Below are 16,355 nucleotides of genomic sequence, written 5' to 3' on the forward strand. Positions count from 1 at the left end.
ACGGTGAAAGCGCCGCGACCATGCAGCCGCGAGATGGTGAAACGATGACAGGGCGTGTTTACCGCCCCCGCCCCGACAGCCGCAGCACGAAAACCAGGACTTCGGCAACGGCCTTGTAGAGGTCAGGCGGGATCTCGTCGCCGAGCTCCACCTTGGAGAGCGCACCGGCCAGGATATCGTTCTCCTCGATCGGGATGTCGTGGGCCTTGGCGATCTCGACGATCTTTTCGCCGATCGTGCCCTTGCCTTTGGCGACGACGACGGGCGCGCCAGATCCCTTTTCGTAATGCAGCGCGATCGCGAGCTTGGAGGGGTCGCTCATGTGGCGCGATCCAGGAAATGGCCGGCGCGGGCCGGTGCCGGCTGCGGCGGCGTGCCGTCGCGCACGATGATATCGCCCGGCTTGAGCTCGGCCCGCGTCAGCGCCTGGTTGAGCTCGCCTATACCGGCGCGAAGCTGCTGCGCCGTCGCCGGCCGCTCTGCCCACATGCGCACGAAGGTCTTGTCGCCGTTCAGCGTGATCAAGGCGTGCACGGGGCCGGCCGGCTCGACATTGAGCGAGAAGCGCGCGCGCCAGGCACGCGCGGCGGCATCGGCGGATTCGTTGCCGCCGTCACGTGAGATCTCGAACTGCGCCATCGCGGTGCCCTGCGGGGTCGCGAAGGGAATCTCGAAATTCCATTGCGGCACGGCCGGGTCGATGCGGTGGCCGGAAGCATCGGTGCGATCGGGGAGCGAGGCGACCTGAAGCAATGTCTGCCGCGCGATTGCGGCATCGGTGTCGTCGAGCAGACGGTGCACGGTCGCGGCCAGCGGCGTATCGGGCGCGAGCGATGGCGAGGCGACCGCCTGCGAGGCCGGCAGTGCCCCCCGGAAGGGCGGTGGCGCGGTCGCGTGCGCCTCCGTCTCGAAGACGTGGCCATCAGGCACGGCCTTGTTGGAGCCGGGCACGTTGCCAAGCATGCGCGGCAGGCTTTGCGTCATCTCCTGCAGGAGGCTGGCGGCAAGGCCTGCGGACATGATCCTCGGCATCGTGGCCTGCGCAGTGCCGGCGGCGGTATCAGCCAGCACGGCGGCTGCGGGCATGGCGCTGCGCGGCATTTGCTGTGGTTGGGTGATCTCGGCCTCGGTTGAAGGCACAGCGGCCGGCACGGCCCCGCCTGTTGGCTGAGCCGGTGCGGCTGTCGCCGTGGCACTGGTCGGAAGCGCGGCGCCCTGGGCCTGGGGCGCGGCGGTCTGAAGCGTGGCCAGGGTCTGGCGCAGCACCAGCAGCGCAGCTTTTAAATCAGGCGTCGCGCCGGACGACGACGTCGTGCCTGCAGCCAGCGAGGCCTCGAGGAACAGGCCGGATTTCTGGAAGGCCGTCTCGATGTCGCCGCCATCGAGTCCGGTATTGAGCGGCGTCTGCTGCGCCAGCACGTCGAGCACGGCCTGCTTCAGCCCTGCCGGCAGATTGCTGCCGGTGATGACCGCGGCGAGATTGGCGAACAGCGGCGCCTGGCTGCCCTGCCTGGTCACGGCCTCGGCGGAGGCTGCGCTGACAGCGACGTGTTCTGCCGGCGTCAGCGCGTTGCGCGCCACGCTCGCCGATGGCGCCAGCGGCGGGCTCTCCACCAGCGAGGCCGCGCGGGCCGTCAACGTGACCTGGTCGGGAACAGCCTCGCCTGCCCCGCCCATCACGGCGAGCCGGATGGCGCCGTCGTTCTTCGACACCGCGAGCTGGAGATTTTGCCCCAGCGTGAGCGCCACCTCCGACATCACGTCCATCGCGAGGTTGGCGATCGCGATCCGCACCAGATTGTCGGCGAGCACGCTGACCACTTTGGCGTTCACGACGCTGCCGGCCTGCAACGCAAGATCGGGCGTCGTCGCATCCGCCGCGGGGCTGGCGGCATTGACCGGTAGGATCGAATTGATCGGCGTCGGCATCTCGGAGGCCCAGGGTATGCTGGCCCCACCCTAAGGCCGCCCACGTAAACCTCTCGTTAAGTCTACGGCATTGGATTCGTTGGAATCGATGCGCCCAACAAGGGGTACGGCGTTGTCTAGCTCTGCGCCAGCATCGAGCCGGTCCAGGACGGCCGCATCTACGCGGCCTAGCAAGGCTGGATGATCGCATTGAAGGCAAACGCGGTATGAGGAGGCGTTAGTCGCGCCCCTTCTTTTCCTTCTCATCACCGCCGCTGCTCACGCCCGAAGAGCTCGTGCCGCCGCCACGTCCAGATTGCGAACCGTCATCTCCGGATTTTGCGACCTTCGCGCCTCTTCCGCCAGCCTGACCCCCGCTGCCCCCACCGGAGCCACCTCCGCCTGTCGGATCCTCTTTCATCGAGTGCTCTTTAGTCGCATGCTCCTTGGCCGGGCCATCACGATCATTGTCGAAGAACGAGCCAGAACGTCCGCTGCCGCCGTCGTTCCCTCCAACGGCTCGTCCGCCGGAATGTGCGATGGCCGTTGACGTCAATGATGTTGATAAGAGCAGGGTCATCGTTGGCGGGGTCACCGCAGCAAACCTGCCGCACGTCTTCAGGAACTCCCGGCGATCTTCGTTGTCTTCTATTTTCGGCACGGCGACCTTCTTCGAAGAAGTGCATATATAAAAAAGCAAACCAATCAAAACAAATTTAACTTGTTAATTGGTTCAATCAAAAAAAGTTACGTTCCTGCGTTGCTATCAAGGGTGGCAGGTACGTTGCGCCGGCCGTTTAGCCGTGCCACCGCGAGTTGGGGCCTGTTTTTGTTTTAGCACTTCTAAAGTTGTAGTTTGCAAATTTAACCGTTTTACGTGCATGACAAACCGTCTGCGCAAACAGCCGGCAGCAATGTCAGCTGCTCGTCCTGAGCCAAGCCCGCAATCCTGTTGTGATGTCGGCTAGCGTGGGTAGAGCGGAAGCGGGGGGGCACGGTGACTACGACCGCCGCTTGTGACCTAAGCGGACTCGGCTCCGTACCAATGCAATTGCCCTCAGAACAACTCCAATGCTCTTTTGCGGCGTGTGGAGACAAGCAATGAGCTCCGTAGATATCGTTATTCCCTGTTTCCGGTATGGGCACTTCCTGCGAGAATGTGTCGAGAGCATTCTGACGCAATCCGGCCCCGAATTGCGCGTGCTCATCATCGATGATGCGTCGCCGGACAATACAGCGGAAGTTGCGCAAACGTTAGTTTGCTCCGATCCTCGCGTCGATTGTCGGAGGCACGCCTCGAATCAAGGTCTCATCGCTACCGCCAACGAAGGCATTGCCTGGGTGAAAGCCGACTACATGCTTCTGCTGTCCGCGGACGATTACCTGCTGCCAGGTGCCCTCAAGAGATCGTCCGATCTGATGGATGATCATCCTTCTGTCGCCTTTACATTCGGAGGCGCGGTTGTCCTGGATCAACGAGGGAAGTATTCGCGGCACAGAACAGGAGTGGGATCCAGAACCCACGTTTTGTCCGGACTTGATTTCGTTACACTTGGCGGCGCAAGAAACATTGTACTGTCACCGACCGTAGTGGTTCGCACCACCCTGCAGAAAAGATTGGGCGGGTATTTACCTGACTTGCCCTACGCCTCCGATATGGAAATGTGGTTACGGCTCGCCGCACACGGCGACGTTGGGGTCATTGCCGCTGACCAAGCCGTCTATCGAGTGCACTCGGCGAACATGTCCAGCGAGGCTCCGCGGGAGCAAGACCTGTTCCAACGCAAGGCCGCGATTGAACATTTTCTGAATGAGAGCGCCCCTGGAATGACCAACGCTGATGCTCTTGGTGCTTGGTTGAACCGCATGTTAGCCCTTGACGCGATCGGCTGCGCAAGCGCTGCCTTCAACGAAGGAGCGATAGAAAGCTCAGCACGCCTTTCCGAACTTGCGGTGAGTATCATCCGAGCGTTCGAAGAGCGCGTCGTTGGTGGTTTCTTGTCTGCAAGAAGTCTCTCGGGTTGCGAGGATGGCTGCTGGTGCGGCCTACGGTTGAATGGTTTCGATCTATCTTACGGGACGAGCACCGTTGAAAACTACCAGGACGAGTGGAGCGATACTTCCGCTTCTGACCCCATAGCTGACCTCTGAGAGCTTCCTCTGAGAGCTTCCATCCACTGCCCCGCTGCGTGGCGGCCGCGGCGGCGGCTCCGGCACCACCAACGGCTTCGAGCGGCAGCCGCCGACTGCGTTCACTGCAGTGATATCAATTGAGGATGATGTCCGAATCCCTCCTTAAGGACCTTTGGCTGCGGGCGGCCTTACTGCCGCCAAAACCGTCACGGCGGCCTGGAAATCCCGCGCCCGGGTGGCCCGACGGTGAGCGGCCTCCTCGTCGACGCCCCATTGGTCGATGTTCCAGTCCTCGTCGACATGGGCCGCGGCCCAGACCTGGTCGGCGTCGCGCGCGCCATGGGCCAGGGCCAGCGCGAGCAGAGCTGAGCCGGTCAGGGTCGTGACCATATGAAGCGCCGCGACCGACCAGGCATCCCCCGGCAGCGCCGCGCGCGCGGCCCTGACCGCCTCGTCCGGCTGCTTCACATGCATGACGCCCTCGGACAGGATGAAATGCGCACCCAGCGTCTGTGCGGCCCAGAACAACACGGGGTCCCAATGGGCGGCCTCGCGGGCGACCAGCCCTTCGGGGTGGCCGGCGCGATAGAACAGAAGGTCCGTCTCGAAGTATTTTGCGAGGTCGTCGCTGACGAGTTCGACGCGGTCGACCACGCCCTCGATCACGCTGTTGGCGATCCGCGTCAGCGGCATCGTCACGGGATCGATCGATTCGCCTTGCGCTGCCCATTCGGATGCCACCGCATCGGCAAGTTCGCGCGAAGGGATCACCACCTGACGGCCGGACGGCGTGCGGATCGGCTTGCCGTCGAGGGTGATGGCGAAGCCGCCCTCGGCATCGGCGACGCCGGCCGCCTTGTAGAAGCGCTTGCGCAGCGGCGTGCGCGCAGACGCGCGCGCCGATTCCCGGGAATCCGGCGGGGGCTGACCCGCAGCTTCTTCGAACAATTCACGCATGTCGGTTCTTCGATCCCTGTCGTCAGTCAAATTACCTGTGTCGTCCTGGCCGCTAGTTCGCGCAGCTGCGCGCATAAGTGCCGCGATCGGCCGGACCCAATCCTGCGGCTGCAGCGTCGTCGAGGCACTTCGTGACGCGATCGCTGAAGGAATTGCGCGGGAGCGGCTGGAAATTGTAGCGCGGCGGCGCGTCGAATTGCGGAACCTGGGGCACCTCGATCCTCGGCGGCGGTGGCGGCGCAGGCAGCGGCGGAGCGAGCCGCGACGCGCCCGGCGACACATATTGCGCGTGGGCGGCCTGCCCCACGAACAGAGTAGCCAATAGCACCAGCCCGATCGAGAACCGCGTCATGAGCGGTATGTCGTGCGCCCGCCGCCCCCGTTCAACCCGGCTACTCCTCGGGCGCGTTCTCGATCGGATCAAACCTGGCTGCATCGAGCCCGAGCAGGTTCCAGGACTGCTGCATATGCGGCGGCAGCGGCGCGGTGGCGTCGATGACGCCGCCGCGCGGATGCGGAATGACGATCCGGCGCGCGAGCAGATGCAGCCGGTTCTGCAGGCCGCCCGGCAGCTGCCAGTTCTCGATGTTGAAATATTTGGGATCGCCGACGATGGGATGGCCGATGTGCTCCATGTGGGCGCGCAGCTGGTGGGTGCGGCCCGTCACCGGCTTCAGCGACACCCAGGTCAGCTTGTTGCCGGCGGTCTCGACCACCGCGTAGTACGTCACCGCGTGGCTGGCACCCTCGTCGCCGTGCTGGGCGATGCGCATGATGGTGTCGTCCTCGCTCTCCTCCTTCGCAAGGAAGGTCGAGATGCGGCCCTGCTTCGGCTTCGGCAGGCCCGGCACCAAGGCCCAATAGACCTTGCGCGCGGACCGCGAGCGGAACGCGCCGGTCAGATGCGAGGCGGCAAAGCGCGTCTTGGCGATCAGGAGGCAACCCGACGTCTCGCGATCGATGCGGTGCACGAGGCGCGGCTTCTGGCCCTTGGAATCGCGCATCACCTCCAGCATCTGGTCGATGTGGCGCGTCATGCCCGAGCCGCCCTGCACGGCAAGGCCGGCGGGCTTGTTCAGGACGAGGACGTCGTCGTCCTCCCAGATCGTCATCTCCTTCAGCGCCTTGAGCGTCTTTTGCGCGGCCTCCGAGAGTTCGCCGACAACCTTCGGTGCGTCGAGCTTGAGCGGCGGAATGCGGACGCTCTGCCCCTCCTCCAGGCGGTCCTTGCTGTCGACGCGCTTGCCGTCGACGCGCAGCTCGCCTTTGCGGACGACGCGCTGGATGTGGGAGAACGACAGGCCGGGAAAGCGCGCTTCGAGGAAACGATCGACGCGCATGTTGTTCTCGTCGGCCGTGACGATCACGGTCTGCACCTTGGTCGGCAGCAGCGTCGCGACGGGTTTTTCGGGTGCGGCCCTTTCCAGCTCGGCCTTGGGCGCGCGCCGCTCGGCGCGCTCGCCCGCGAAGCGCGGCGGCTTGCCGCCCGGACGCGGTCCGGATTTCTTGGCGCTGCGGGCCTTGAAGGGGCGCGCCTCCTTGCGCTCGTCGCGATCGCGAGGTTTTGGATTCATTCTCTTGATGCGACGGCTCATGCGGTTTTTCCAAGCTTTCGTGTCGACTGCGCATTTGTGCGGCGGGGCAGCGACGCAACCTGCGCGCCAATCTCCTTCTCCGCCAACCGCAGCTCATATTGCTGTTGCAGGTTCATCCAGAATTGCGGGCTGGTACCGAACCAATGACCTAGACGCAGCGCCGTGTCAGCGGTGATGCCGCGCTGCCCGTTGATGATGCCGGTGACGCGATTGACCGGCACATCGATCTGGCGCGCCAGTTCCGCGGCCGTGATGCCGAGTTCGCGCAGTTCTTCGGCAAGCTGTTCGCCGGGATGAATCGGTGTGCGGGGCATAACTTCCTTCAGTGATAGTCGACGATCTCTACGTCAGTTGGTCCAAGGGATCCCTCTGGCCAATTGGAGCAAATCCGCCATTGATCGTTGATCCGGATCGAGAATTGTCCTGCACGATTGCCCTTCGAGGCTTCCTGCCGATTGCCGGGCAATGCCGCCAAGTCAGCTAAGCTCGTTGCCGCATCCAACCGATCAAGGCGCGTCTCTGCCTGGCGGGCAAATCCCGAGAATTCCTTGACGTGCTGACCAGCGGCAAATCGCTCGGTGCGCTTGTCGCGATAGCTGACGATCATGCCTAAGCACTACCAAGATTTACGAGTTACGTAAATAGTAAATCCACTCGGAGTACCTACGCCCCACCTCGCTCCTTCCGCAGCTTGGCCCAGTAATCCAGCCGCTTCCGGATCTCGCGCTCGAAGCCGCGCTCGGGCGGATCGTAGAAGGTCTGGCGACCCAAGGCTTCCGGAAAGTAGTCCTGGCCGGAAAAGGCATCCGGCGCATCGTGGTCGTATGCGTAGCCGGAGCCGTAGCCTTCCGACTTCATCAGCTTGGTCGGGGAATTCAGGATGTGTTTTGGCGGCAGCAGAGAGCCGGCTTGTTTTGCCACCTGCATCGCCGTGCCGAAGGCGGTGTAGACCGCGTTCGATTTCGGCGCCGTGGCGAGATAGACGACCGCCTGCGCGATCGCGAGTTCGCCCTCGGGATGGCCGAGGAAGTCGAAAGCGTCTTTCGCCGCATTGGCGATGACGAGCGCCTGCGGATCGGCAAGGCCGATGTCCTCCACCGCCATGCGCACGACACGGCGCGCCAGGAACAGCGGATCCTCGCCGGCGTCCAGCATGCGCGCGAGATAATACAGCGCAGCATCGGGATCGGAGCCGCGCACCGATTTATGCAGCGCCGAGATCAGATTGTAATGGCCGTCGGCCGATTTGTCGTAGATCGGCGCGCGGCGCTGCAGGATCTCCTGCAGCTGCGCGGCATTGAAGATCTCGTCTGCCCGCGCCGAACGCCAGACCTCCTCGGCGAGCGTCAGCGAGGCGCGGCCGTCGCCGTCGGCCATGCGCACCAGCACAGCGCGCGCCTCCGCGTCGAGCGGCAGCTTCTTGCCCTCAATCGCCTCGGCATGCGCGAAAAGCTTTTCGATCGCGGCGGCATCGAGCGAGCGAAACACCAGCACGCGCGCGCGAGAGAGCAACGCCGCGTTGAGCTCGAAGGATGGGTTCTCAGTGGTGGCGCCGACCATGACCACCGTGCCATCTTCCATCACGGGCAGAAACGAATCCTGCTGGGCGCGGTTGAAACGATGCACCTCGTCGACGAACAAGAGCGTGCCCTTGCCCATCTCGCGGCGGGCGCGCGCGGCATCGAAGGCCTTCTTCAGGTCGGCGACGCCGGAGAACACCGCGGAGATCTGCTCGAAATGCAGATCGGTCGCATCCGCCAGCAGCCGCGCCACCGTGGTCTTGCCCGTGCCGGGCGGTCCCCAAAATACCAGCGAGCCGAGCGTACGCGTTTCCAGCATGCGCGTCAGCGCGCCGTCCGGGCCGAGGATGTGATCCTGCCCGACGACCTCCGACAGCGCGCGCGGGCGCAGCCGGTCCGGCAGCGGATGCGGAGCATCGTGGTCGAGCCCCGCCGCAGCGAAGAGCGTTGGCGTCTCCTGTGGTCGCTTCGGACTCATCCGCCCAGCGTGACGTTGATCTGCTGGCCGCCGCGCACCAGCGTGATGCGCCAGATCCGCGCCCGTTCACCTGCGGCCTTCTCGAGGTCGCCGGTCTTGCTGATCTTCTGGTTGTTGACGGCCAGGATGATGTCGCCCTTCTGGAAGCCGACACTCGCGGCCGCGGTATCGCCGCCGATGTCGGTGATCACGACACCTTCGGTGTCGGCATCCAGGCGCAGCTCGTCGGCGACGGCCGGCGTGATGGTCGAGACCTTCGCGCCCTGGAACGGCGAGCGTGCGGTGACGACCAGCTCGTTGCGCCCGGTGTCTGGCGCGGTCTCCAGCGCCACCGCCAGCTTCAACGGCTTGCCGCCGCGCTGCACGTCGATCTGCGCGGAGCCGCCGAGCGGGCGGGTCGCGAAACGGTAATCGAAGGCGTTGGGATCATCGACGGTCTGGCCGTCGATGCCGGTGATGAGATCGGAGGATTTCAGGCCGGCTTTCGCTGCCGGGCCGTTCGACACCACGCTCGCAACCAGCGCACCGGTCGGCGAGCGGAGGCCGAGGCTCTCGGCGATCTCGGGCGTTACAGCCTGCAATTTTGCACCTAACCACGGCCGCTTCACCGCCTTGCCGCCGCTCTTGGCGGAAGCGACGACGACGCGCACCATGTTGGCCGGGATCGCAAAGCCGATGCCTTGCGAGCCGCCGGAGCGCGAATAGATCGCGGTGTTGATGCCGGCGAGCCTGCCGGCCATGTCGACCAGGGCCCCGCCGGAATTGCCGGGATTGATCGCAGCGTCGGTCTGGATGAAGAATTGGTAGTCGGTGATACCGACCTGCGTGCGCGCCAGCGCCGAGATGATGCCGTGAGTCACGGTCTGGCCCACGCCGAAGGGATTTCCAATCGCGAGCACGACGTCGCCGACCAGAAGCTCGTCGGAATTGGTAAAGTCGAGAGTCGGGAATTTCTCCTTGGCGTCCTTCAGGCGGAGCACGGCGAGATCAGTGCGGGAGTCCTTCAGCAGGATCTCGGCCTCGAACTCGCGCTTGTCCGACAGCGACACCTTCACCTGGTCCGCACCTTCGATGACGTGCACGTTGGTGACGACGAGGCCGGAAGCGTCGACGATGACGCCGGACCCGAGCGAGCGCTGCATCTGCTCGGGCTGCTGGCCCGGCACGCCGAAGAAGCGGCGGAAGATCGGATCGTCGAGCAGCGGATTGCGGTTCTGCACGACCTTGGCCGCATAGACGTTGACGACCGCCGGCTGCACCCGCTGCACGATCGGCGCATAGGACAGCCGAAGCTCGGTCGGCGAGGCCGGGACACGGCGGTCCTGCGCGGCTGACGGGCTGAAGTGGCCCGAAGACACTATGCACAATGCCATGACGACGGCAGCACGGATCAATCGAAACATTCCTACCCTCTTGAAAAAGACGCCGGAATATAGGCGCCTTCGCCCGCCAATAGAAGGCCGCCGGGCCGCATTATTCGGCCTCTTTCAGCTGTGTCCGGCCCGCAAGCCCAGCGTGCGAAATGGCAAATTGCCATGACGATCGATTGGCATGATGCGCGTCATCCAGCATTGTGGTGTGGAGCGGATTCGGTTGCGGCGAATTGGCATCAGTGGGAACCGCGCAACCGGGGCGCAGCGTCGCGGAGCAGTCATCGATGAGACTTAGGCTCCGCCGGCGACTTGGGGAAGTTCGTCAAAGGATGGAGGCGTAACGTGAGCAGAACAAGACTTGCAGCCACGGCGATTAGTCTCGCCGGTGCGCTGGCGGCCTCGCAGGCCCAGGCCCAATCGGCAAGCAGCAGCGAGCAGGAGATCGCGCTGTTGAAGCAGCAGCTGAAGCTGCTGGAGCAGAAGCTCGACAAGCTCCAGAGCCAGACCGCGGCGAACACGGCGGCAACGGCGAAAGCCAAAGCCGAGGCAAAGGCTGAGGCCAAGGCCGAGGCGCGCTCGGAGGCAAAGGCCGCAGTCGCCAATGCCAACGCGGCGATTCCCGTCAAGGGGCCGGCGCCGGCCTCCGGCGTCGTCGTGACGATGCCGAACAACCGGCCGACCATCTGCACCGCAGACCAGGCCAACTGCGTCGCCATCACCAGCCGCCTGCATTGGGATGTCGGCGGATATGACTATCGTCCCAACACCGCGGCAACGGTGCCGCAGAAGCTCGACAGCGGCCAGAACGTCCGCCGCGCGCGCATCGGCGTCACCGGCAAGTTCTTCCACGACTGGAACTTCGCACTGGTCTACGATTTCGGCGGCTCGTCCGACGGATTTGGTGGCACCGCGCCGGGATCGCTGCCGGGCGGCGGCGTCTCCGGCGTCGAGAACGCCTATATCAGCTATACCGGCCTGAAGCCGTTCGGCGGCAAGATGGCGATCGAGGCCGGCATCATGGATCTGCCTTACACGCTCGACGAAGCGACGAGTTCGAACGACATCATGTTCATGGAGCGCGCCTCGCCCGGCGTGATCGCGACCAACATCGCCGCGGGCGACTTCCGCTCCGCGGCCGGTGCGCGCTGGTTCAACGATCAGCTCTGGATCGGCGGCTATGTCACGGGACCGTCGACCGGCGCGATCCATTCGGCTTCGAGCGTGACGCCGCCCGGCACCAGCGAGCAATATGGCGCCGTGGCGCGCGTGGCCGGCAATCCGATCAGCACCAAGGACTACTCGGTGCATATCGGCGCAAACGCGCAATGGCTGATCCAGCCGCCGCGCAATCTGATCGCCAACACCCAGACGGTCACGCTCAGCGATCGTCCGGAATTGCGTCTCGACCCGACCACGCTGATCTCGACTGGCGCCATCGCCAATGCCTCGGGCGCGCAGGTCTACAGCGTCGAGGCGGCGGCGACCTACGGCCCGTTCATCGTCCAGGGTGAGTACTTCTGGTACAATGTCGATCGCACCGCCAATACCGCCGTGCCGCTGGTCGGCGCGCCCAGCCTGAAATTCCAGGGCGGCTACGCGCAGGCCGGCTACGTGCTGACGGGCGAAGGCCGATCGTATAACGCGGCGAACGCAGCCTATCACGGCGTCAAGCCGGCGCATCCGTTCTCGCTTGACGGCAGCGGCTGGGGCGCGTGGGAGATCGCGGGCCGCTTCTCGACCATCGATCTCAACGATCAGCTCGCAACCGCCAACGGCGTCGCTGGCGGCCGGCAGACGGTCTACACGCTGGCACTCAACTGGTACGTCAACGGCAACGTCCGCTTCATGCTCGACTATCTGCACGGAACGGTGTCGCGGCAGGCCTCGCCGGTCTCGACCGCCGACGTCGGCTCGAAGTTCGACGCCGTCGCGATGCGCACGCAGTTTGCGTTCTGAGGGCCATCTCTCCCGGGAGCGGCACGCCGCTCCCGGGAGCTTTACGCCGCGCGCTTTTTCTTCACCAGCGCCGACGGCTGCGCGCCGGACAGGCGCTGCTGATGGCTCTCGCCCCAGGCCTTGAGGATATCGATCACCGGCCTCAGGCTCTCACCGACTTCGGAGAGGCAGTATTCCACGCGCGGCGGCACTTCGGCATAGACCTTGCGGACGACGAGCTTGTCCTCCTCCAGCGCGCGCAGCTGCTTCGTCAGCATGCGCTGGGTGATGCCGGGCATCCGGCGGCGCAGTTCGCCGAAGCGCTGGGTGCCGCTCTGGAGGTGATAGAGGATCACGCCCTTCCACTTGCCGTCGATCAGGTCCAGCGTCGCCTCGACCGAGCAGCCCGGGCGCCGGGTAAACTCTCGCCGTTTCATGCATGTTTTCCCAATAGTATCCAAACAGGGACTATATCCCCGAATTTACAGTACTTGCCAAATCGGGGCCAGAGCGACAGTTAGGACGGCGGGCGAACCAAGCCATCTGATGGAGACAAGCCATGAAGGCCATCGGCTACAAGAAATCGCTTCCGATCGAGGACGCGGATTCACTGATCGATTTCGAGACCGCGAAACCGGAGCCGAAGGGACGCGACATCCGCGTCGCGGTGAAGGCGATCTCGGCCAATCCCGTCGATTACAAGGTGCGCAAGCGCGCCGCCCCGCCCGAGGGCGAGACGAAGATTCTCGGCTATGACGCGGCCGGCGTGGTCGACGCCGTCGGGCCGGAGGTCACGCTGTTCAAGCCAGGTGACGAGGTGTTCTACGCCGGCTCGATCCTGCGCCAAGGCACCAATTCGGAATACCATCTGGTCGACGAGCGCATCGTCGGCAACAAGCCGAAGACCCTGTCCTTCGCGCAAGCCGCCGCCCTTCCCCTCACCTCCATCACCGCCTGGGAATTGCTGTTCGACCGTCTCGGCGCAGTGCCGGGCAAGAGCGTCGATCCGCGCACGCTGCTGATCACGGGCGGCGCCGGGGGCGTCGGCTCGATCCTGATCCAGCTCGCGCGCCGTCTCACCGGGCTGACGGTGCTCGCCACCGCGACGCGGCCGGAATCGCAAAAGTGGTGCCTCGATCTCGGTGCGCATGCGGTGATCGACCACGGCAAGCCCATGAAGGAGCAGATCGAGAAGCTGAAGCTCCCGCCGGTCGCGCTGGTGGCAAGCCTCACATTCACCGACCAGCATTACAAGGCGATCGCGGAGTTCATGGCACCGCAGGGCAAGTTCGGCCTGATCGACGATCCTCCGGAGTTCACCATGAGCACCTTCAAGGGCAAGGCGATCTCGGTGCATTGGGAATCGATGTTCACGCGCTCCTCGTTCCAGACGCCGGACATGATCGCGCAGCACCATCTGCTGGGTGACGTCGCCGACCTCATCGATAAGGGTGTGTTGCGCACCACGCTCGACCAAACATTTGGCACGATCAACGCAACCAATCTCAAGCGCGCTCACGCGCTGCTGGAGAGCGGCAAGTCGCGCGGCAAAATCGTGCTGGAGGGGTGGTAAGCAAAGGCTTCGTAGGGTGGGCAAAGGCGCGCTGCGCCGTGCCCACCATCTTCAGGACACGCACAACGAAAATGGTGGGCACGCTTTTGCTTTGCCCACCCTACGGCTACCGCAGTTATGGTTGAGCCGCGCCCTCGACGAACAGCAGCCGGCGCTCCAGCGCCGTCTGCCGCAGCTTGAGCGCCTCGGCATATTCCGGCGACGCGTACCATTCCTTCAGCCTCGCCATTGACGGGAATTCGACGACGACGATGGCCTTCGCCGGCAGGTTGCCTTCGGCCAGCTCGGCCTTGCCGCCGCGGACGAGATAACGCCCGCCATACTGCGCGATCGTCTTGGCGGCCAATGCGCGATAGGCTTCGAATCCATCGGGATCGCGCATCTCGACTTCGGAATTCACATAGGCTGTCATACGCCGACTCAAGCGATCGTGTTGACGATGCCACCTTCCGCGCGCAGCGCCGCGCCGTTGGTCGCGGACGCCTGTTTCGACGCGACATAGACCACCATGTTCGCGATCTCGTCGACGCTCGCAAAGCGCTGGAGCAGTGAGCTCGGGCGATGCTGCTTGACGAAATTGGCGGCGGCCTCGTCCACCGACTGGCCGTTCTGTTTGGCGAGATCCTTCACGAAGGTCTCGACGCCCTCGGACATGGTCGGGCCCGGCAGCACGGAATTGACGGTCACGCCGGTGCCGCTGGTGAGCTGCGCAAGGCCGCGCGCGACCGAGAGCTGGGCCGTCTTGGTCATGCCGTAGTGGATCATCTCGACGGGAATGTTGAGCCCGGACTCCGAGGAGATGAAAACGATGCGGCCCCAATTGCGCTCGAGCATGCCCTTCATGTACGCGCGCGACAGCCGGACGCCGCTCATCACGTTGACTTCGAAGAAGCGGCTCCAATCCTCGTCGGGGATCTCGAAAAAGTCCTTTGGCTCGAAGATGCCGGCATTGTTGACGAGGATGTCGACGTCGGGAAGCGCCGCGACCAGCGCCTTGCAGCCTGCCGCCGTCGAGACGTCGGCGGCGATGCCGCGGACCTTGGCGCCCGTCCCTTCCAGCTTGCGGACGGCGGCATCGACCTTGTCCCGGCTGCGGCCATTGATCACGACGCTGGCGCCGGAGGCGGCGAGGCCCTTGGCGATCGCGTGGCCGATGCCGGCGGTGGAACCGGTCACCAGGGCGGTTTTTCCGGAAAGGTCGATGTTCATGTAGTGTCTCCATCAAATCGATGACGCAAATATCGGAGGGGGCGGATCGGGTCGCAATCGGCACTCACCAATCAGTGAGACAAGGAGAACTGCTCCGGCGCGGTGGCCTCGCCCAGCCCTGTCTCGATTGCTGCTGGAACGATTATTGCTACGTCGGACCGAACTTCGAATGCTCACGTGAACAAGAAAGATTCATGCGATGAAAAGGACGGCCCTCACTGTTGCGCTCGGGTTGCTCGGTCTGATCAGCAGCCATTCGCTCGCGCAGGCGCAAGCAGCCTATCCCGAAAAACCGCTGCAACTGATCGTCCCCTTCCCGCCCGGCGGCGCCTCCGACGTGGTCGCACGCATCATCGGCGGCGAACTGGAGACCCGGCTCGGCAAGCCCGTGATCATCATGAACCGTCCCGGGGGCGGCACCACGATCGCGGCAAAGGAGGCCGCACGCGCGGCACCCGACGGATACACCCTGTTCTTCAGCTCGAATTCGAGCTTCACGCTGCCGGCGGCCGTGAAGGAAAGCGTGCCTTACGATGCGGCCAAGGATTTCGAGTCGCTCGGCCAGGTCGGCAAGATCACGCTGGCGCTGGTCACCTACAAGGACAATCCGATCAAGGACGTGGCTGCGCTCGTCACTGAGGCGAAGGCCAATCCCGACAAGCTGTCGCTGGCGTCCTTCGGCGTTGCGACCGTCTCGCATTTTGCAGGCGAGCTGTTCAAGTCAGGCGCCGGAATCAAGATGGTGCACCTACCCTACAAGGGCAGCGCTCCGGCGATGAACGACCTGATCGGCAAGCACATCCAATATCACGTCGACACGGTCATTGCCGTCAAGCCGCAGATCGAGGCCGGCACCGTCAAGGTGCTCGCCGTGTTCTCGGCCAAACGCACGCCGTTCCTGCCCGACGTGCCGACGCTCGCCGAGCTCGGCTACGGCAACATCGACTTCGCCTCATGGGGCGCCGTGGTCGCCCCCAAGGGCCTGCCACCGGCCGTTCGTGACAAGCTGAAGGCGGCCCTGGAGGAGATGATCAACAACCCGTCCGTGGCCGAACGCTTCGCCGCGGTCGGCTTCGAGCCCGGCTTCAAGCGATACGGCGACTGGCCGAGCGCGATCGGCAAGGAGACCGCCGAAATGAAGGAGATCGCGCAAAAGGCGGGGATCAAGGAGGAGTAGTCCTCCCGACGCGCCCTGTTCCCGGAAACAAAAACGGCGCCCAAGGGCGCCGTTTTCAATTCACAACTTGACGGGTGGCTTACGCCGCCTCGGCTTCCTTCTCCTGCACCGGACCGGAGTCCTGGCCCTTGGCATCGACGTCGCGATCGACGAACTCGATCACGGCCATCGCGGCGTTGTCGCCGTAGCGGAAGCCCGCCTTGATGATGCGGGTGTAACCGCCCTGGCGATCCTTGTAGCGGGTGGCCAGGACGTCAAACAGCTTCTTGACCTGATCCTTGTCGCGCATCTCGGAGATCGCTTGGCGGCGCATCGACAGGCCGCCCTTCTTGCCGAGGGTGACGAGCTTCTCGACGATCGGGCGAAGCTCCTTGGCCTTGGGCAGCGTGGTGACGATCTGCTCGTGCTTGATCAGTGCGGCCGCCATGTTGGCGAACATCGCCTTGCGGTGCTCGGCCGTGCGGTTGAGCTTCCGATGAACCTTGCCGTGACGCATG

The 16,355-nt window shown here is 64.4% G+C and carries 18 protein-coding genes; 4 read left to right on the forward strand and 14 right to left on the reverse strand.

Translation table 11 applies throughout. The annotated features are described in order from the left end of the window. Nucleotides 1-58: 58 nt before the first annotated feature. The 3 genes from BCCGELA001_RS22540 to BCCGELA001_RS36110 form a co-directional block, all read right to left on the reverse strand. Complete coding sequence (locus BCCGELA001_RS22540) at nt 59-322, reverse strand: EscU/YscU/HrcU family type III secretion system export apparatus switch protein (protein WP_008549158.1); 264 nt, start codon at nt 320-322, stop codon at nt 59-61. Beyond that, entirely contained in the window at nt 319-1,929 is a 1,611-nt protein-coding gene (gene fliK / locus BCCGELA001_RS22545; RefSeq protein WP_060736358.1) for a flagellar hook-length control protein FliK, read from the reverse strand. The genes BCCGELA001_RS22540 and fliK overlap by 4 nt, the downstream gene beginning before the upstream one ends. 217 nt (nt 1,930-2,146) lie before the next feature. Then, a complete protein-coding gene (locus tag BCCGELA001_RS36110; RefSeq protein WP_083543520.1) occupies nt 2,147-2,569 on the reverse strand; it encodes a hypothetical protein in 423 nt (140 codons plus the stop codon). A 440-nt stretch (nt 2,570-3,009) separates the two neighbouring features. On the opposite strand from BCCGELA001_RS36110, the gene BCCGELA001_RS22550 reads away from it, so the two are divergent. Further along, complete coding sequence (locus BCCGELA001_RS22550) at nt 3,010-4,059, forward strand: glycosyltransferase (RefSeq protein ID WP_236840729.1); 1,050 nt, start codon at nt 3,010-3,012, stop codon at nt 4,057-4,059. Nucleotides 4,060-4,203: 144 nt separating this feature from the next. Here BCCGELA001_RS22550 and BCCGELA001_RS22555 read toward each other — a convergent pair whose 3' ends face one another. The 7 genes from BCCGELA001_RS22555 to BCCGELA001_RS22585 are packed head-to-tail and all read right to left on the reverse strand — an operon-like array spanning nt 4,204 to nt 9,994. Further along, nucleotides 4,204-4,998, reverse strand: a complete 795-nt coding sequence (locus BCCGELA001_RS22555; RefSeq protein WP_060736359.1) for an ATP12 family chaperone protein — start codon at nt 4,996-4,998, stop codon at nt 4,204-4,206. 52 nt (nt 4,999-5,050) lie between these two features. Beyond that, nucleotides 5,051-5,350, reverse strand: a complete 300-nt coding sequence (locus BCCGELA001_RS22560; RefSeq protein WP_008566478.1) for a hypothetical protein — start codon at nt 5,348-5,350, stop codon at nt 5,051-5,053. A gap of 40 nt (nt 5,351-5,390) precedes the next feature. Continuing rightward, entirely contained in the window at nt 5,391-6,593 is a 1,203-nt protein-coding gene (locus tag BCCGELA001_RS22565; RefSeq protein ID WP_060736360.1) for an RluA family pseudouridine synthase, read from the reverse strand. Then, nucleotides 6,590-6,907, reverse strand: coding sequence for a HigA family addiction module antitoxin (locus BCCGELA001_RS22570; protein WP_008549183.1), 318 nt, complete (start codon nt 6,905-6,907; stop codon nt 6,590-6,592). Before BCCGELA001_RS22570 ends, BCCGELA001_RS22565 begins: the two co-directional genes overlap by 4 nt. Before the next feature lie 8 nt (nt 6,908-6,915). Beyond that, nucleotides 6,916-7,200: a type II toxin-antitoxin system RelE/ParE family toxin gene (locus tag BCCGELA001_RS22575; RefSeq protein ID WP_008549185.1), complete on the reverse strand. Its 285-nt coding sequence runs from the start codon at nt 7,198-7,200 to the stop codon at nt 6,916-6,918. 56 nt (nt 7,201-7,256) lie between these two features. Next, nucleotides 7,257-8,591, reverse strand: a complete 1,335-nt coding sequence (locus BCCGELA001_RS22580; protein ID WP_008549186.1) for a replication-associated recombination protein A — start codon at nt 8,589-8,591, stop codon at nt 7,257-7,259. After that, nucleotides 8,588-9,994, reverse strand: a complete 1,407-nt coding sequence (locus BCCGELA001_RS22585) for a DegQ family serine endoprotease (RefSeq protein WP_060736361.1) — start codon at nt 9,992-9,994, stop codon at nt 8,588-8,590. The genes BCCGELA001_RS22580 and BCCGELA001_RS22585 overlap by 4 nt, the downstream gene beginning before the upstream one ends. 312 nt (nt 9,995-10,306) lie before the next feature. Between BCCGELA001_RS22585 and BCCGELA001_RS22590 the strand changes: the two genes are divergently transcribed. Next, nucleotides 10,307-11,920: an OprO/OprP family phosphate-selective porin gene (locus BCCGELA001_RS22590; protein WP_060736362.1), complete on the forward strand. Its 1,614-nt coding sequence runs from the start codon at nt 10,307-10,309 to the stop codon at nt 11,918-11,920. 41 nt (nt 11,921-11,961) lie between these two features. On the opposite strand, the gene BCCGELA001_RS22595 is transcribed toward BCCGELA001_RS22590, so the two are convergent. After that, nucleotides 11,962-12,336, reverse strand: coding sequence for a winged helix-turn-helix transcriptional regulator (locus tag BCCGELA001_RS22595; protein WP_060736363.1), 375 nt, complete (start codon nt 12,334-12,336; stop codon nt 11,962-11,964). Between the two features lie 122 nt (nt 12,337-12,458). On the opposite strand from BCCGELA001_RS22595, the gene BCCGELA001_RS22600 reads away from it, so the two are divergent. Further along, nucleotides 12,459-13,472 carry a zinc-binding alcohol dehydrogenase family protein gene (locus tag BCCGELA001_RS22600; RefSeq protein ID WP_008549211.1) on the forward strand — a complete coding sequence of 338 codons (1,014 nt, stop codon included), beginning with the start codon at nt 12,459-12,461 and terminating at the stop codon, nt 13,470-13,472. Between the two features lie 115 nt (nt 13,473-13,587). Here the strand turns inward: BCCGELA001_RS22600 and BCCGELA001_RS22605 are convergent, their stop codons facing one another. Then, nucleotides 13,588-13,884 (reverse strand): DUF1330 domain-containing protein, encoded by a 297-nt coding sequence (locus tag BCCGELA001_RS22605; protein WP_008549213.1) that lies wholly within the window; start codon nt 13,882-13,884, stop codon nt 13,588-13,590. An 8-nt stretch (nt 13,885-13,892) separates the two neighbouring features. Next, nucleotides 13,893-14,681, reverse strand: a complete 789-nt coding sequence (locus BCCGELA001_RS22610) for an SDR family NAD(P)-dependent oxidoreductase (protein ID WP_060736364.1) — start codon at nt 14,679-14,681, stop codon at nt 13,893-13,895. A gap of 199 nt (nt 14,682-14,880) precedes the next feature. On the opposite strand from BCCGELA001_RS22610, the gene BCCGELA001_RS22615 reads away from it, so the two are divergent. Continuing rightward, nucleotides 14,881-15,858 carry a Bug family tripartite tricarboxylate transporter substrate binding protein gene (locus BCCGELA001_RS22615; protein ID WP_008549226.1) on the forward strand — a complete coding sequence of 326 codons (978 nt, stop codon included), beginning with the start codon at nt 14,881-14,883 and terminating at the stop codon, nt 15,856-15,858. Nucleotides 15,859-15,937: 79 nt separating this feature from the next. On the opposite strand, the gene rplQ is transcribed toward BCCGELA001_RS22615, so the two are convergent. Further along, nucleotides 15,938-16,354, reverse strand: coding sequence for a 50S ribosomal protein L17 (rplQ, locus tag BCCGELA001_RS22620; RefSeq protein ID WP_008549227.1), 417 nt, complete (start codon nt 16,352-16,354; stop codon nt 15,938-15,940). Between the last annotated feature and the right edge of the window lies 1 nt (nt 16,355).

Source organism: Bradyrhizobium sp. CCGE-LA001, assembly GCF_000296215.2.
In the GTDB taxonomy this organism is placed as follows: domain Bacteria; phylum Pseudomonadota; class Alphaproteobacteria; order Rhizobiales; family Xanthobacteraceae; genus Bradyrhizobium.

Bases quoted from the DNA above. Each gene is read 5' to 3' on its own strand.
- BCCGELA001_RS22540 (WP_008549158.1), bottom strand. From the start codon at position 322: ATGAGCGACCCCTCCAAGCTCGCGATCGCGCTGCATTACGAAAAGGGA.
- fliK (WP_060736358.1), bottom strand. From the start codon at position 1,929: ATGCCGACGCCGATCAATTCGATCCTACCGGTCAATGCCGCCAGCCCC.
- BCCGELA001_RS22550 (WP_236840729.1), top strand. From the start codon at position 3,010: ATGAGCTCCGTAGATATCGTTATTCCCTGTTTCCGGTATGGGCACTTC.
- BCCGELA001_RS22555 (WP_060736359.1), bottom strand. From the start codon at position 4,998: ATGCGTGAATTGTTCGAAGAAGCTGCGGGTCAGCCCCCGCCGGATTCC.
- BCCGELA001_RS22560 (WP_008566478.1), bottom strand. From the start codon at position 5,350: ATGACGCGGTTCTCGATCGGGCTGGTGCTATTGGCTACTCTGTTCGTG.
- BCCGELA001_RS22565 (WP_060736360.1), bottom strand. From the start codon at position 6,593: ATGAGCCGTCGCATCAAGAGAATGAATCCAAAACCTCGCGATCGCGAC.
- BCCGELA001_RS22570 (WP_008549183.1), bottom strand. From the start codon at position 6,907: ATGCCCCGCACACCGATTCATCCCGGCGAACAGCTTGCCGAAGAACTG.
- BCCGELA001_RS22575 (WP_008549185.1), bottom strand. From the start codon at position 7,200: ATGATCGTCAGCTATCGCGACAAGCGCACCGAGCGATTTGCCGCTGGT.
- BCCGELA001_RS22580 (WP_008549186.1), bottom strand. From the start codon at position 8,591: ATGAGTCCGAAGCGACCACAGGAGACGCCAACGCTCTTCGCTGCGGCG.
- BCCGELA001_RS22585 (WP_060736361.1), bottom strand. From the start codon at position 9,994: ATGTTTCGATTGATCCGTGCTGCCGTCGTCATGGCATTGTGCATAGTG.
- BCCGELA001_RS22595 (WP_060736363.1), bottom strand. From the start codon at position 12,336: ATGAAACGGCGAGAGTTTACCCGGCGCCCGGGCTGCTCGGTCGAGGCG.
- BCCGELA001_RS22600 (WP_008549211.1), top strand. From the start codon at position 12,459: ATGAAGGCCATCGGCTACAAGAAATCGCTTCCGATCGAGGACGCGGAT.
- BCCGELA001_RS22605 (WP_008549213.1), bottom strand. From the start codon at position 13,884: ATGACAGCCTATGTGAATTCCGAAGTCGAGATGCGCGATCCCGATGGA.
- BCCGELA001_RS22610 (WP_060736364.1), bottom strand. From the start codon at position 14,681: ATGAACATCGACCTTTCCGGAAAAACCGCCCTGGTGACCGGTTCCACC.
- BCCGELA001_RS22615 (WP_008549226.1), top strand. From the start codon at position 14,881: ATGAAAAGGACGGCCCTCACTGTTGCGCTCGGGTTGCTCGGTCTGATC.
- rplQ (WP_008549227.1), bottom strand. From the start codon at position 16,354: ATGCGTCACGGCAAGGTTCATCGGAAGCTCAACCGCACGGCCGAGCAC.